Here is a 16309-nt window from a genome sequence, read left to right on the forward strand (position 1 = left end):
GGGATTGATCACACAGTTGTAGTGTTGGGCGAATTCCTTGAGTGAACGGTTGATATCGGGTTCATATTTGCTGGCACGGGTCACGGCAGACTTCAGGTTGTCGGATACGATTGCCTTGGGAACTCCTCCGTAAAATGCCACAGCATGGTTCAAGCTCGGTATCAGGTCTTCCCTTTTCTGGCTCATGGTAGCCTCTACGTAGGTATGCAGACTGTAGGGCAGGGTGGCCACAAAAACTTCCACCTCCCGCAGTTCTCCGGTCTCTTTGTCGACGATATGCATTTTGGTACCGGCATAATCAATGAAAAGCTCCTTTCCGGGCTCATGGTCGAGCTTCATGGAACCTTTGATCTTGGCATATTTACGGTTGTAGTGTTCCATAAACTGCGTATAGCTGTAAGGTTCTTTGGCCTGAAGGCTGTAGTCCCTGTAATGATACAAAAAGGTAAAGCCGGGATGGTCGCGGGCATGGTTTACTTTTTCAAAATACCCCATCAGTTCATCGAACCTGGGGTTTTTGATGGTGGTATGAGAGGGAAAAAGCTCCGCAAGGGATCCGGTTTCGAATTCCAACAACTCCTGAAGGCTGTATTCGCAGGCCTTGAAAAGCTTCATGTAGGCATTGACGGTATTACGGGATATACCCAGGGTTTTCCCAATTTTGCGGTTACTGTCCCCGTCAAGGTGAAGTGTGATGATTTGTTTGATATCCATAGGATCAAGTTGGTTGGCCATATCGTTTTTTGATTACGATATAACCGGTTTAACATGATCTTTCAAAGTGGCACTGTTCGAACCGATATGACTGGCACAAAACGAACCGTTTTAGGTCCGGACCTGCTTCAGTAAACTGGCACAGTTTAGACCGGAATCACTGGCACGCAAAAACCGGAATGGGTGGCACAAGACGAACCGTTATATCCAACCTCATCTGGGACATCTGGTTAAGTGCGGTGCTTTGTGTCATTTTGCGTGTTTGTTTTATGTGAAAATTATTGTCGTTGCTTATCGGTTTCCTTTATTTAAAATTTTCGCTTCCCCTTATATTGGCATGTTTTATCTCCTTTTGGGGAGTCTGTTCCTCCTGGAGCGGCAGGGTGTCCAAACCGCTCCTGAGAATCCGTGTAATCACGGAATAGTTGAAGATATCATATCCTGTGGCTCTGCGGACTGCGTTTATAAGCCTTTCCCTTCCGGCCTTCCTGTCATAACCTAATATGCCCAGACAGCTTTTATAGGCCTGCTCGGGATAGGTATAACTTTCCAGGATCACCCTGATGTAGTTGTGGACGTCGGGATCTACCCCCTTGGCCCAATCAAGGAAAAAATCGGGGTTCCAGTCACTGACGAACCTGTGTGAAGAGGGCATGTGTTCCTTCACGGTGGTATATTTGCTTCCCCCGGTGCTGCGTTTATGGTAGGCGATCCTTTCGTTGTTGTAATACACCGATACATGGCTTTGGGAATAGGCTATTTTAACTTTTTTGCCGATAAACCTGAACGGTACCGAATAATAGTGATTGCCCTCCTTGAGATGTATATGGCAAAACTTCGGTACGGTGGCCTGCTTATATTCTTTAAGCTCATATCTTTCCGTGGCAAGCGGCTTCAGTGCGGCTTTCTCTTCGGTATCGAAAAGTTCCTTTCTGCTTTCGGGCCTTCGCTGGAAGGGGGTGCTGTTGTAGACCAGGAGAAGCTCCATGATGGCCCTGTTGAGCGATGGAAGATCATGGAAGACCCTGTTGCGCAACGGGGCGTAGATCCTGGAATAAACAATGCTTACGGCCTTCTCAACCAATGACTTGTCCTGAGGTTTCCGGCTTCTGGCGGGAAAAACAGTACAGCCGTAATGGTTGGCAAAATCAAGGAAGTCGCTGTTTATCAATGGTTCGTACCTGTCTGCTTTTGTTACGGCACTTTTGAGATTATCGGGGACAAGGGCCTTCGGAACTCCGCCGTAGAACTGCAGTGCATTGTCGGAGGCGGATATAAAGTCCTCTTTTTTCTGTGATGGGACGGCTTCCACGTAAGTGTACTGACTGTACCCCAGGGTGGAAACATAGGTTTCAACCTCTTTTATCTCCCCGGTCACGGCATCTACAAGGGAGAAACGATCCCCCGCATAATCGATGAAGAGCTTGTCACCAGGAATATGTTCCATGTGCATGCTGGCTTTCCTGCACGAACCCCATTGTCTGAAGTGCTCGCAAAATTGGGAATAGCTGTAACCGTCCGGATGTTTTGTTTTATACTCGCCCCAAAGGTTCCAGCGGTTTACCCCGGTCCTTTTCAACTCTTCCAGCATGTGTGGAAAAAATGCCTCCATATCAAGGAATCTGGAACCGGAGGTATGATCGGGTTCTGCAAGAAGGGCGTTTAGTTCCTCGTCTTCCATCTTCAGGAGTTCGGAATGGGAAAACCCCTTGGACTCGATCAGCTGCAGGTACTTCTTTACCGTATTACGGGCAATACCAAGGGTTTTGGAAATTGTCTGTAGGGCCATACCGTGGTCACGGTGGCGGATAATCTGTTTTAATCTACTCATCGTTATCGTCGTTCCGGCCATACTTTACAGTTAAAATGAACCGCAAAGCAAACGATAACTGAACAAATCCAATGGTCAGTACTGCCGTTCTGTCTATGTTGACCACCAAGAAGCGGTGGTCAGAATGGCCGGAATGGCAGTGGTCAACATCACCGGAAAAGGACCTTGGAAATCTTGATTATCCCCTAAATAGAGGTGGTCACGATCGCCGGAAAAAGGTGGTCAGCATCATAGGAACAGGTGGTCAAGATGAATAGGAATCTACAGTTAATGGAAAAGCCACTTTGACTCCTGAACAGAAATAGATCACCCAATTAAAGAAAGCACTGAAAGAGGCTGAGATAGAACGTGACATCCTAAAAAAGGCCGTCGGCATCTTCTCCAAGAGCGACAACAAATATTCCCGTTCATGAAAGACCATCAACATGAATTTACTGTCGGGAAGATGTGTGAGATCGTTGAAGTATCACGGAGAGGCTATTATAACTGGTTAAACAGAACTGTCAGATTTTATCGTTGCTTTTTCACTTAAAGACATACCCCTTAAGTACCTTTTCTTAAAGTGTTTTTATTCTGGTCGGTATGTAATGGTTTGCGCTGTTTGCCTCCTACTTATTTATAGTGTTGATTTATTCGGGTAGGCTGGTCACCTCACTCCCCAAAATTAGCCCCTTCATTTTACATTACCTATAAATTTAGGATTTGAGTCAATTATTGGCGGTTTAAAACCTCATCCCAAAAATTTTGACATTTTACAGGATGTTCATCCATCCGATCCCAAACTAATATTGCTTTATCATTTATTTTATCATATGCAATTATAAAATCATGGTCAACAAATTCTCTTTTATTTTCATGAAACATTGTAGCTAAATAGCTTGCGTAAAGTTGAATATTATCATAGTGCTTATATTTTGGGTATCCATCATTTTTGCAGGTAAATATCATGTATTGTTGAAAATCTTTTGACAATTCATTTTTTCTAAATTCTTCGGATATAGTTAAAAAATTTCTATCGCTTTTTAACCAATCCAACCAATTAAAAATCAGATCTACAGTTCCTCCATCAACATGATTAAATTTAAGAGTAATATCTTTTCCAATTTGCTTTAAAAATAAATCTTTATTCATTTTAGTACGCTTTAAAATTAATAGATTGGTTAAACAATATATAATAAATCCATTTTCTATCATCACTCTAATTGGATTTCAACCAAGGATTCAAAAAAACAATTTAGCGTTAAATTTTTAAATTATTCTCACGCTTCAGTTAAGGTTATTTCCTGTCATTGTTTTAATCTCATTTTCAAAAATCTCGATATCATTTTACAAATTTATCCTCCAAAACTGCAAATAATAAGCTTCGATCAGATCTAGAAAATGAATGAATTTTACCTTAGCCTGGTAAAAAAAATTAACGGGGTGAAATTATAACTAAAACTATTTTTGACCTAACCGCTTATCACTTTATTTTAAAAAACAATTCTACACCGGCGTAGTCAGTTGGGGTAATTTCACCCCCACTTTCCAAGCCTTCTCATACTGTTCCACCTCCAACTGATGAAGGTTGTTTATTTCCATACTCTCTGAATTCTGATTAGGAAAAACAATCACACATTCCAGTAATTTATTAGGGTCCCTTACCCCTGCTTTTTCCCGGATAGCCTTACTCCTTGCATAGCCACTCACCTGCCGGATATCATTATGCAAACCCTGATGGCTTTTACCAATATATTGGGGCTTGTATTTGGCATCTATGATTTTTACATCCGTTCCATCCACGTACAAAAAATCCAACTCGTTTCCATACGTCCTCTGGTGGTAGGCTATTTTGGAGCCATATTCATCCTTCAACTTCCCCAACACATACAACTCAAACAGCTTACTCATATCAATCCAATAAGGAGGAGTTAAAATGGTTTCCTGTTCTTGGATTGTATGGAGATTATAGCTAAAGCGCTGAAGGATCAGCCGGGCCAGTTCGATGGCCTTTTCGTAGTTTTTGTAGAAAGGATTGAATTTGAAATGCTTGATTTCATAAAGCTGCACCTCTTCCGAGACGGTTTCAAAGGCAGGTTGAATAAAACAAAATGCCTCTTCAAAATAGGAGGCGGAGTCCAGCCCCTTGACGGTAGCCAAATACTTCCTGATAAAAGTCAGGGTCTTTTTTAGTAGGCGGTTTTCCAGTCCGTCCACGCCAAATTCCTCATATAAGCAATGAGTATTCAGGTTTTTACTCTTGACTAGGTTTTGCTTGATGGTCTTCGAGACCAACACTTTCCCCTTGACTTTAGCGTATAGGTTTCGCTCCACTTTGTAGTAGCTTTTCTTCAAGCCTTTGCGGACAATGTCCTTTAATTGATTCAGAAATTGGATCATGATTAGGGGCGAAATCAAATCCTGATACTTCTGCAGTGGAATCCAGGGTTGGTCAAACTTGATTTCAAATAGCTCCTGCGTATGATCGCGAACTTCCGGTTCTTCAAGTGCCTGAAACAACATCTTCAACACATCCACTCGGACGAGTTCCTCTGGGTTTTGTATACTTTCTTCTCCAGATTCCTCGTCAAATTTTGTGTTTAGCTTAGAAGCTACATAGATCCAGTGTTTGCCCTCGTGCTGGGGAATCCAGTCTGCCCCCACATAGTAAGTAGTGGAAATTGTCATTTCTTGACCAGCTACTTTGAACGCCGCGCAACTTCCGTCTGTGCGCTTTTTCTTAAACCGGATCTCCTCCGAGAATTCATCTTCGGGAAAGTCAAAGGAGTTGGTTATATGTTCACGTAGGGAATAAGGTGTCATAGTTTACTCAATTCCTGAATCAGCTTTTGCACAGGGTCATTCGACTTGGTATCATCGCTCCGCAAAATTCCATCCTTTACATATTCCTTGAGGAGTGGAAGCACTTCGTACCTCATCTTTATTTTGATCTCATCGTTTGCTTCTTGCTCTACTTTTTTATCAGTCAGAAAGTAGCTGTGCCCTATCCAAACATCCTCTGGCCTGAAGTCCGGCATTAAGGTGTCTGCTCGCTTTGGGCTAGCTTGCGTGTAGATCACCTCTTGGTAGTTTGACACAAAGAACTTGGAGACCTTTTCAAACATTTCCTTGGCCAACGCATTCGAGATCGGGTTGATTGACGGCAATACATCTACAAAAGCAAACCTTCTTCGAATCGCATAATCGATATGCCCCACACTGCGGTCGGCAGTGTTCATTGTCCCTATTAAATAAAGATTCCTGGGAAGGCTTAAAATCCTACCTTCTGAGGCATCCAATTCCCCTTCATCTCTTAAAGAATACATACTTTCCACACTTGTTTCTTTAGGATTTTCGGGATCAAATCGATATTCCAGAGCATAGATCAATTCGCCCAATACAGATGGCAAATTGGCACGGTTAATCTCATCAATAATCAAAACATAATTGGAAGATTTGTTATTTAAGGCTTTTAGGGCGAATTCAGCCAAGACTTTATTAACAACCTTATATTCTGTTTTATTTTCATCAGTAGTTTCAACCACAATCCCTCTAACAAAATCCTCGTAAGTATAAGCCGGATGAAATTGTATTAGCTTTGATTCACCCTTAGAAATGAGATTTCTATTGTTATATTCCACTTCTCCCTTCAGATCAAAGTGGGTATCCATCCAAATCATGAATTCGTAAGAAGTTACATCAACTGCAAACTCCACTTTTTTCTTTTGAAAAAAACCTTGAATAAGTAGGTTCTTTTCAATTGGACTTTTTCCACTGCTATTCACCCCAAACAAATTGAGCATATTAGTCATATATTTTTCACCATTCGCTGGAAAAAACTTATTCGGATAGTAGCTACTTAAAATTTTGATCATATACCCCCATCCAAATGGGAACTCATCGATGCCATCTAAATTCTCTTTTGAAACTAAATCAGACAGAAATCCCCCTACAACTTTTATTCCTTCCTGAGGAGTATTTACGCCTTCAAAAGCCTTCAAACTCCTGAAATAGGTTTTGTATTCATCATCCTTTTGACTGAAGTAGATTAAGTACGTTCGGGAACTTCCAGGAGAATACCCACCTATATTAGAAAGGCCTCTTTCAATCCACCAACAAAAATTATCTCTTCCTCCAGTTCCAATACAATAAGACTCTAAACTGATATTTCTAAGTTCTTCTTTTGGAAATTTAGATTGAAACTGGGTCAACAATCTTTCTTTTTCAAGCCTTTTTGCTTGAACATCAGGGCTACTTCCATTAAATTCCTTAAAGAAAGAATTAATTAATTCTTTTGGACTTCCAAGATCTTGCGGTACTATTAATTCTTTAGCAATTTTTTTTGCCATCCATGTCTTTCCTGTACCTGGAGGTCCTTGGAGGATAATTTGTTTTTTGTAGGTTAGTAAACTTTCAATTTTACTATTCATGAAAAGAGCCTTTAAATCAGAAAATAATTTATAAATCAAATTAAAATATTTGCCATGGACTTCGTGGAACTGTTTTCCCTGACCACCATAGGTTTCCGATTTTAAAGAAAAATCATTGAGAAAAAAAAGATCCTCTATTTGCAATGCTTTAACGAAGTCAAAATCATCTGCTAAAGATATTTCTACCCTTTCCAAATCAGTAATACTTTTAACTTTCGCTACTGCTTCAATGGATTGCCCTTTAGTGATACATATTAAGTCACCTGAAGAAACACCATTCATCAATTCTTGAACCTCTAAACCTGCAAAAGAAATATTATATTTTTTAAAAATAGGTATTAAATCAATTTGCTTACCCCAATTAGAACCAATTCTCCAAATTTTCATTCTTATAAAATTAATTACTAAGGTTTTGTTCTTACAGTATATTAACGATAATTGTCAAGCTATAGTGACTACACCTAAGTGGGGTTAAACCTGTTTGAAGTTATTTAAAAGATTTTCGTAATCATCTATATATATCGTAATATCTTTTAATTGTCTCCTAATTTCTGTTAATTTTTCTTTCAAAACCTCTAGCTCTATTTTGCTTTTAGATTCACTTATTGCCGTATCAATTAAAATATGTGAGTATACATAGGCAAATAAATTTACCCTTTGAAACTCTTCCAATTCATTTTTGGAGTATTCTTCAAATTTCTTAAATGAATCTGAAATTACTCTCATCTTCTCCTTATCGTCAATATTTGATGACAAATGATTTTTCGAAGAGAGTATTTTGTTATAATAATTTGAACGTTGCCCTCTACCAAAATATAAAAATCCATTCGAATGCTTTATTTCAACATAATCCGTATCGGTACTCCAGCCTGAGCAGCGAAACCTGTTTAAATTTACTTCTAATATTGAATTCATATTTCTAAATTGATTTAATATTAATTAATAAACTATTTATAAGTACACAATATATTATCTACTATAATACTGTCTGATCCGGGAATTACTCTATTCATCCGCGCCTAATTCATTATTCTATTCCAACTAATTCGTAGCATTCCTATGAATTAAATATATGACCACAATATGGGTATTAAGCGCACAACTCACCTTCTAATGTTTGATACTATATTATCATTTTTTGAGAATTAATTAAGCCAACTAAAAACGAAAAAACTGGTATACAAATCATTTCCTTATGAATATTCCAAGAAGCAGAGTATTCATCCTCTACTTGATTACAAATCTCATCCGAGGAATTTAACCCTTCTACTCCTAAAGAATTTATATCCAGTTTCTGAAAAGAACGAATAATTTGATTGATTTCTTTTTCGGTCAAAGTATATGCTTATTATTGAAAATTTGCTATGGAGTCATATGAAAGTCCACTAAATAATATTTAATTTAAATGCTTTTTTCAAAAGTAACATTTTTCTCTGTAAATAGAATTTTAATTACTAAATTACTTCATTTAATATTATCATTTCTAGCATTACAAAGTATATTATATCTTATTCCGGCAATTCTTCAAAATAAAGTAATTACCTCTAAAATTAGGAGGACAGAGTACTTTTTCTGAAACTTGCATTTGACCAAATCAAATAGGTATAATCGTAATGGCTAATTCGGCCAATTAAATGTCAATATTTTTAAAGAGAGATTCTGGTTCATTAGCTACCTAACGGTTTATTATTTCACTTACAATTCCTAATGAAAAGTTGTCAGTAGCTTCTGATAAAAGTCTAAGCTTTAATCGCTCAAGCAATTCGTCTGTTGTAGAGGATGATCTTAGAATATTTTCGATTTGAATGCCATCAAATAAGTCGTGAACGCCATCAGAACAAATCAGGAAAATATCTGAATTTAAGAGATCTGGAATTATCTCTATTTCGGCTTGAGATGTATTAACATTACCCTGTATTGATCTAGTTACCACATGTCTGTATTTAGAGAGTTTAATAGGGTCAACATTAGACCCTCGCTCGACTAAGTCATTAACTAAGCTGTGTGAACTTGACTCAAAGAGCAGTACTTTATCACGGAATTGAAAAATCTTCACATCACCAACCCAAAAACAAAATGCGCACGAGTCATAAATGATTATACCACCAATTGTGGCTCCCATATTACTTGAAAGGGAGGCTTTTTTTTGACGTATTGCTAAGTTGGATTTGTTGATTGCCTTCTGAATTTGAAAAGAATCAGGTTTATCAACTGTTGAAATGAAAGTGCTTATGCTTTCAGCAATAATTTTAGCCGCCATATCACCATTTTCGTACCCACCCATTCCATCTATCACCGCAAATAAATAGCAGTTTTCAGCAAAGTGTTCTTCAAGAATTAAATCCTGATTAGTTGCTCTTCTTCCTTTATGTGAATAGGAGATAGATTTCATTGTTCACCAGTTGCTTGAATAGTAGCACCACCATGTTTTGTCACTCGTGGCCGTGTTGAAATTTTTAAAGGTTTAGCCGAAATACTTCGCTCAGTTGCCTTAGTGGCCCATAGAAAGCCTTCACCTGGAGATAATGAACTCATATCTGATGGAGAAAGACTGGATAACTGAGTGACTGATTTTTGAATATGCTTCAACCACTGGGGGCTGTTAAACTTATGAAGTAGAACGATTGAACTAAGCTCGATAATTTCATTTGGCAAGCTTGGAGGGTCTTGACTCGCAATCATGATGCTAACACCTTTGTGTCTCATCTCTCTAATTGCGGTAACTATGTTGCCAGTTAAATCCTTATTATCCATGTATTTGTGTGCCTCATCAAAAACGATAAACTTATTAAAGTGCTTTCCATTTACATTTTTAACAGCTGAGAAAATATTCAGCATTATCACAAACAGGCCCAGGGCCTCATCCTTGACAATAAACTCGTCTCGGAGGTCAACAATGATTAATCTGCCTGGCTTTAGGGTGTCTCGTAAAATGAATTTATCATCAATGTACTCACGAGCGAAGCTCAATTTCTGTTTTGCTAATGCTTTTTGATTGGTGGATAGTAATAAAGAATCCTCAACTGCTTGAGCAATACCATCAAGAGTCAAATCACGTCTAAGTTCTTTCATGATCGCCTTGAGTTGCTTGATGTACGTGGAATCATTCCCAATTGCGCCAAGAAGGAACATCCAATCTTGAACGTTTAACTCTTTTGAATTAAAGGCAATAGGCAATACTTCAATTGATGGGTATTCTGCTTTCCTTTCTTCTATTTTGTCCTTTGGAGTCAAGATAATCACATCTTCAATGCTGTCCGGTTCAGCTCCGTATCTTTCACGAAGTTTTGAGAGTTCTGTTTTTTTATCGTTGGGGCTTTTCATTGAAGTGAACTCAGGCTCATAATCCATGCTTTCGCTATAGTGAAATATTACTCCTGCTAGTGGTGCTGGAAGTAGGTTTATATGGTTGAATTGCTTCAATACCATCTCTGAGATTGTACCAATAGTGTAGCTTTTACCGCCACCTTGGACACCAAATAGGCTGATAGTGTTAGTTTCACTAAGGTCAATTGCTATTTTCTTACCATGAATGCTTTCGCCAAGGATTCCATATTGGTCGCTTGGAGAATTTTTACCAATAAGAATGTCATAATCCGGTGGTGTAACATTGAATTGATCTTCGTTGGAAATAGGTTCAGAATCTTCTAAACCAACCTGATTATCAATTGATGTAGAGGGACTTGCTGATGTAATATCGGGAGAATCATCTACTGGTATTTCGATTCCACCATCTTCATGATCCGGCTTGTCATCCTTCTGATCTATCGGTTCTTTGGATTTTAGTTTTTGGATGAATGGCCTAAGCTTGGTATTAATACCAACCGCTTCACTTAACTCACTATCCAGTTGATGATCTTCAAGACGTTTTGTGTTTAAATCGGAATCCGGATCAAGAATTTGTTCAATTAACTTATCTCCAAATGTGAAGAATGTGAGATCGTTGTCAATTTCTTCTTTATAATACTTTTGATCTGCCGAAAAATTGAAAATCAAACCAAGTTGCTTAAACCTCAACTTGAACCCTTGATGAAGCAACTGCAAAAACGCATTATAACTTGCGAAAGCATTTTCTGTCAAATATTCATAACGATACGCACGTTCAATGTAGAAGCCTAAGAGGGACTTTAACTCCTTATTTTTAATCTCTCTGTCCAGTCTATCAAAAGACATTTCATATTCTGGGTCAAAGTGCAGTCTTAGAGCAGTTATTGTGTTCTCAATTTGCTCTTTCATCTTACTCTTTAAATCTCCGTTCTCAGCAGATCCAATACTTTTTCTGCACTTTATCTCAATTACAGTGAATTGTATTTCTCTTGTTTCCGGATCAATCGAGACTAAAAGATTATCAGCTCGGCTTTTACTTTCTGATGGGAGATTTTCAAATAGGTTATGGTGTAAATCAATTGGAATTAGAAATGATTCTTCTAAAAGCCCTTTTTTTTCCAAAACCCTCTTGGTGAAAGCTGAACCGATTACCTCAAATGCTTTGTTCTTTGAAGAGTTTAATTGGAGTACTAATGAACTGGAAACTGCTCTGAGATCTTCAAGAAGAATCTTAACCTTCTTCTCATCCTCTGGTTTATGTATATCAATGTTGAACTCCTGAAAATGCGGCCCGAGTAGTCCAAGAACTTCAGATGTCGGTCTTGTTGTGAGATAAGAGGATATTCCTGTTATCTCTTCACCAGGAACAAAGTCTAATAAAAATGGAATTTTTCCATCCTTAGAGGGTTGATCGAAAACCTGAGGACCAAGATTTTTATCAAATGTTATTACCCAATCAGAAAAATCATGCAGATGGGTAAGAAGGACTTTATCCTTATCGTTCAAACGAAGCTGAGTAGAAGGTATTGATTCCGTGAATCTTGAAGCTAATGCCCCGGCGATGAAAGATTGAAGGTTATTGAAAAGACTGACACCACAAGTACCTGAATCTTTATAATCTGGCATTACCTCATTTCCCTGCAAATACCTATTCCATTTAATTTCAGATCCGATATCATTTACAGCAATCGTTGGAGTTGCGATAAGACCATTCAAATAGAAATTACGATCAAGTTTATGTGGTTTGATCAGTTCTACAGTAATTGGAAATGGGCTTATTAGAAAGCTTAAATGAGAAGAATACTGAGAAGGAGATTTAAGATAATCCGAGATACTATTGATTGAAAATCGCATCTTGGGAAATAGACGATTGGCTGAAGGTTGTGAGAATGCCTCAGCTTCTTCAGATATATTTGATTCTGGATTAATCAGGGTGCGAAGAGCTTCTCCATGTTCAATTATTTTGTCATCTCCTTTGAAAATTCGAACTTCATATTTTATGTTCTGAAAGTTCGTCTCTCTTTCTAATTCTACCAAGGAATCTGCAAAAACACCTGCATCACCAGCATTTATTAGATTTATAATCAGTTTGTCGGTATAAGGGTGTTGGGATAAATAATTTTTGATGTGGCGAACGACCAACTTTTGACTAATCTCGGTTTCGACATAGTTGTCTTTAGTGATGTTAAAAAGTTGTCTGAAATAGTGCTTCATTTGACGGGATACAGACGTCATCCCATTTTTGGACTCTTCTGAAAGTACATTGAGATAAAAGCCCCAACCAAATGCTAATTCACCGGAGTAGTGATAGCTTTTAAATGTGTTGGGTTCAACTAGAACCAAGGGATTGTTTTCTGGAGATAACTGACCCTCGAATAATTCTGATAATCCTTTATTCCATGCGGACTTATAACCTTCATATTCACTTGTGCTTTTTTCCCATGTGAGGAATACATCAATCAACTGCACCCACCAGGCTAGTCTTAAAGGATGAATAGGGGATAAAAGAAGCGCCTCAGTTGGCTTTCCATCTGGCAGCTTCGTTTTTATTTTAACCATATCAAGCATTTGAACTTCAGCAAGAAAATCCTGAATGGTAGATTTCTCATCATCAGTTGTTTCTTCATCTGAAATCTGACTGTGAAGTTTTGCAATCCAAGTGGTAAGTTTTTGGATGTATGTTCTTATTGATTCAGAAATGAACATGATGTTGGTGGTCTCAAATACTCCGTTTTCATCGTCATTCGAAGATTTAATTTGATCGAAGATTTCAGATCGTAGTTTGAGAATGTCTTGCGGTATTAGTGTAGAAATTTCACTTGGAATGAAACTTATGGATTCAAAAACTACTGCAGAAGAATTGCTCTTTAAAGTTGCCTTCACATGACCAATGCTGCTTCCGTTTTTTAGAAATGCATCTTCAATACTTCTGAGTTTTGAAGACAAATTGACCTGATAATTATGCTTGTCAGAATAGTTAATGTGAAAGGTCGAAGTATGCTTAGTGTAATCTGTGAGCCAGATATTTGATGTTTCAGAAGATTGAGGTACTTCAGGGTCTGAGCCTGATCTTAACTTGTCAATTCTGAATTTAAAAAACGCCTGTAGGACATTGTTTAGTTTGTCTTTGCGCTGGTTTTCTTCTCGTTCGGTGTTTTCTTCAACTACATAGTAAAAATCGTCTGAATCACAGGTTAACTTATACGGAAAGCTGCTCTTGGATTTACTTTGATCTTCTGATTTAGAAGCTTCCCAAGCGGATTGAATTTTTATGTCTTTAAAATCGTCATCTCCATTAAGGATATTTCCATGTTCATCCTCAGCCCATATTTTAAAAAAATATGAGCCTTCTTCCATTGTATTTGGACTTAACTCAACGGTAGCTTCTCGGTATGGCCTGTTAGAATTTGAGTTTTTGATTTTGCGAAGCACTTGTATTTCCTCACCAGCTGCACCATCTACAGCCATTAAAATCACCTTAAAGTATTTCAGGTCTGAAATGTCTTTTGGGTTTTGGTTCGTTGAGAAGCGAACCTTGACTTTTGAAGTTGAGTTTGGCTGTGCTTTTAAAACGTTTTTCCCTTCTTCAATTGTGAAATCTGTAGACCTAATTTCCTCGGTAGTAAGTTTAATATGAGTGAAATCAAGATCAGGAATTTGCCAATTAGAGAAATTGAGATTAGGATAGCTTTTGTAAATTATCCTGCATATGTCTTCTGAACTTCTTGCATCACTTTCTGACTTTATGAAATTCACTAAATCTTTCTGAAGCGTATTGGGTTCGAGAGGTAGTTCAGCTATTCTGTCGTATAAGGGTTTATGAAAAGAGCCTAATAGGGATATACTTTCAAGGTTAAAATTGAGCCTTGAACGTATTTTATCATGTTCCTTAATCAGCGTGCAATCAGGGATTAAGTCTAATAGGTAGATGTTGTTTCCGATTGTTTCTGCATTGTAACCTTGCTCTTCAAGAGAGAGCAGATAATCGATAACATAGACAGCATCTCCATGAAGAATATCTAGATAACCAAGTATTTCATTTTTGATAATATGATTAAATTCTGACGGTACACTATTAAGTAACTCTTCCTTGAGTTTATGCTCAATACCTTCAAGTGAAATATCTTTGAAAGTTGCGTTTCCATAAGAGTCTTCGGCGGCTGTTCTGCTATTAGATGGAATTAATACAAGGAGTGGTGCATCCTGCTTATTTCGAAACTCTATGAGTTTGGTAGCAGTGATAAATCTGGAGTCCGAGCTGGATTGCTCAGAAACGATGAAAGTATTAATGTTAGGATATTTTTCACGAATCAATTCCCACAAGAACTCCAACTCGGACATTCCAAGGCCAGTGATTTTCATGCAATGTCCTTGAATCGCCTTACTTAAATCATCATGATACAATTCCAGTATCAAGTTAATGATTCGCTTATAATAGGTATTTATAGATGAGGTTAATTCCATTCTACTAAGCATTTAATTCGTAACGTGGTCTAATTCTTTGAAGAATGTAGGCATCACTTAGATCGTTATAAAATCCAATTTGTCTGAGTTTCAATTTGAACGCCTCCACATTTTCTTTAAAGGCTAAATGAGTATTCAGATCTGCATCTTTAAAGCGGTCTTCAGAAAGTCCGTTTATTATTAGACCATACCGATCTCTGATTTTTTGGATCAATTCTTCAATGGATAAACTTTTAGTATGAAAGTCCTTTCCGTCTGATTCTAAAACCAGAATTTGAACAAGTGTTTCAAGCAAGCGGGTACCAAGAACGTATCTTCTTGGATGTTTCTTACTCCGTCCTTGGGCCATAATTCCTCTCTCATTATTTTTTTGAGAGAGGTTGTCTATTAATTGCATGTGGTAGCGGAACTGGTAATTACCTCTTGCTTTTAAGATAAGCTCGATGTATCGGTCAAAATAGGTTTCTTCATATTTCACCAAGTCTTGAATTAATTCCTTGTCATCATCATCAAGCGTACTATACAGGATATCCCATTGAGTTTCAAAATAGATTTCAAATTCTTGGGGTTTATTTTTCAGAAGTTCTAGGGCTTTGCCCAAATGTTCTGAATTGGTTTTTTCCAGTCTTAGTCGTCTAAGTGCAGCGTTTACCTGGAATGTGGACTTGATATAGTCATTAACATTGTTGCCCAAATTTTCAGCTTCCTCAGCTGACATTTTTGCAATTCTACTCTCAAAATCGTCAGTTGCATCAACCACAATACTCCAGTCGACTCTTGAAGTATCCGTACCATTTTCCACCATTTGAGGTAAGGTGAAAATCAGTTTTTGGATATAGATAGATAGATGAAAAGAAGTAATAGTTTTTAGGTATTCAATAAGTACATTTCTAGGGAGTTTTTCCTTATAAACCAAGAGACGCCTCACATCATCACAATACAGTTCTGCTTGCTCATTTAAAAGTGGTCTTATTTGATTTAAACTGGAACTACTATCAAGGAATCCGGGCTTTACATTCTTAATGACATGAAGCAATCCAAGACTGTCAACATCAAGCTCGTTCCCTAGATTTATTTTGCTTGTAGTTTGATCCCAGCCTTCCATAAGAAAGCTTTTCAAGTCATCCCGAACGGTAGGGTTCGCACCAAGCATAAGATAAACCTGATCTGCAGTATTATAGTCTCTTGTATTAGTCGCATTTCTTACCCTATAACTTTCCAAGTGGATTGGTCTTAAAGAGGAGATTTTCTCTTTGTCTAAATTCCCTCTATAAACCATGTTGACCAAATTACTGCGCATCCATAGCACTGCTGCTTCCGGGTTGTTGTTAAACCCAGTAATAGAACCTTCCTCCTCAAGTTTAGAAAATACACGCTTTAACGTCTCAAGGTCAATAAAGGAATTACTCCCCGCTCTGGCTCGCTGCTTGGGACGAATTCCATTATGCTTTAATAGCATGAAAAGATTTACCAAAGTGTTGTCAATATTCACCGCCTTGGCATCAGCTGTAAATATCAGCTCGTTGCGAAATATGCTCTCTTCTTTATTCAGTTTAATTGCCAT

The 16309-nt window shown here is 37.9% G+C and carries 9 protein-coding genes and 1 pseudogene; all 10 read right to left on the minus strand.

Features of this window, described 5'->3' with window-relative positions; genetic code table 11:
• Positions 1-735, minus strand: a pseudogene (locus GL182_RS12935) (DDE-type integrase/transposase/recombinase); the annotation flags it as partial.
• 283 nt (positions 736-1018) lie between these two features.
• Positions 1019-2545, minus strand: a complete 1527-nt coding sequence (istA, locus tag GL182_RS12940; protein ID WP_163380121.1) for an IS21 family transposase — start codon at positions 2543-2545, stop codon at positions 1019-1021.
• A gap of 711 nt (positions 2546-3256) precedes the next feature.
• Complete coding sequence (locus GL182_RS12945; protein WP_163380122.1) at positions 3257-3676, minus strand: hypothetical protein; 420 nt, start codon at positions 3674-3676, stop codon at positions 3257-3259.
• Between the two features lie 354 nt (positions 3677-4030).
• Complete coding sequence (locus GL182_RS12950; RefSeq protein WP_163380123.1) at positions 4031-5347, minus strand: 5-methylcytosine restriction system specificity protein McrC; 1317 nt, start codon at positions 5345-5347, stop codon at positions 4031-4033.
• Positions 5344-7341, minus strand: a complete 1998-nt coding sequence (locus tag GL182_RS12955; protein ID WP_163380124.1) for an AAA family ATPase — start codon at positions 7339-7341, stop codon at positions 5344-5346. Before GL182_RS12955 ends, GL182_RS12950 begins: the two co-directional genes overlap by 4 nt.
• Positions 7342-7425: 84 nt before the next feature.
• Positions 7426-7869 (minus strand): hypothetical protein, encoded by a 444-nt coding sequence (locus GL182_RS12960; protein WP_163380125.1) that lies wholly within the window; start codon positions 7867-7869, stop codon positions 7426-7428.
• Positions 7870-8077: 208 nt separating this feature from the next.
• Positions 8078-8290, minus strand: coding sequence for a hypothetical protein (locus GL182_RS12965; RefSeq protein WP_163380126.1), 213 nt, complete (start codon positions 8288-8290; stop codon positions 8078-8080).
• Between the two features lie 339 nt (positions 8291-8629).
• Complete coding sequence (locus GL182_RS12970) at positions 8630-9346, minus strand: PP2C family protein-serine/threonine phosphatase (protein ID WP_163380127.1); 717 nt, start codon at positions 9344-9346, stop codon at positions 8630-8632.
• Entirely contained in the window at positions 9343-14745 is a 5403-nt protein-coding gene (gene mads8 / locus GL182_RS12975; RefSeq protein WP_205603651.1) for a methylation-associated defense system ATP-binding protein MAD8, read from the minus strand. The genes GL182_RS12970 and mads8 overlap by 4 nt, the downstream gene beginning before the upstream one ends.
• A gap of 4 nt (positions 14746-14749) precedes the next feature.
• On the minus strand, positions 14750-16309 hold the full coding sequence (gene mads7, locus GL182_RS12980) for a methylation-associated defense system protein MAD7 (RefSeq protein WP_163380129.1): 1560 nt from the start codon (positions 16307-16309) through the stop codon (positions 14750-14752).

It is taken from the genome of Cyclobacterium sp. SYSU L10401 (assembly GCF_010993705.1).
Taxonomy (GTDB): Bacteria; Bacteroidota; Bacteroidia; order Cytophagales; family Cyclobacteriaceae; genus Cyclobacterium.

Coding starts and splice junctions, on each gene's coding strand:
- GL182_RS12970 (WP_163380127.1), bottom strand. CDS start 9,346: ATGAAATCTATCTCCTATTCACATAAAGGAAGAAGAGCAACTAATCAG.
- istA (WP_163380121.1), bottom strand. CDS start 2,545: ATGAGTAGATTAAAACAGATTATCCGCCACCGTGACCACGGTATGGCC.
- mads7 (WP_163380129.1), bottom strand. CDS start 16,309: ATGGCAATTAAACTGAATAAAGAAGAGAGCATATTTCGCAACGAGCTG.
- mads8 (WP_205603651.1), bottom strand. CDS start 14,745: ATGGAATTAACCTCATCTATAAATACCTATTATAAGCGAATCATTAAC.
- GL182_RS12960 (WP_163380125.1), bottom strand. CDS start 7,869: ATGAATTCAATATTAGAAGTAAATTTAAACAGGTTTCGCTGCTCAGGC.
- GL182_RS12950 (WP_163380123.1), bottom strand. CDS start 5,347: ATGACACCTTATTCCCTACGTGAACATATAACCAACTCCTTTGACTTT.
- GL182_RS12945 (WP_163380122.1), bottom strand. CDS start 3,676: ATGAATAAAGATTTATTTTTAAAGCAAATTGGAAAAGATATTACTCTT.
- GL182_RS12955 (WP_163380124.1), bottom strand. CDS start 7,341: ATGAAAATTTGGAGAATTGGTTCTAATTGGGGTAAGCAAATTGATTTA.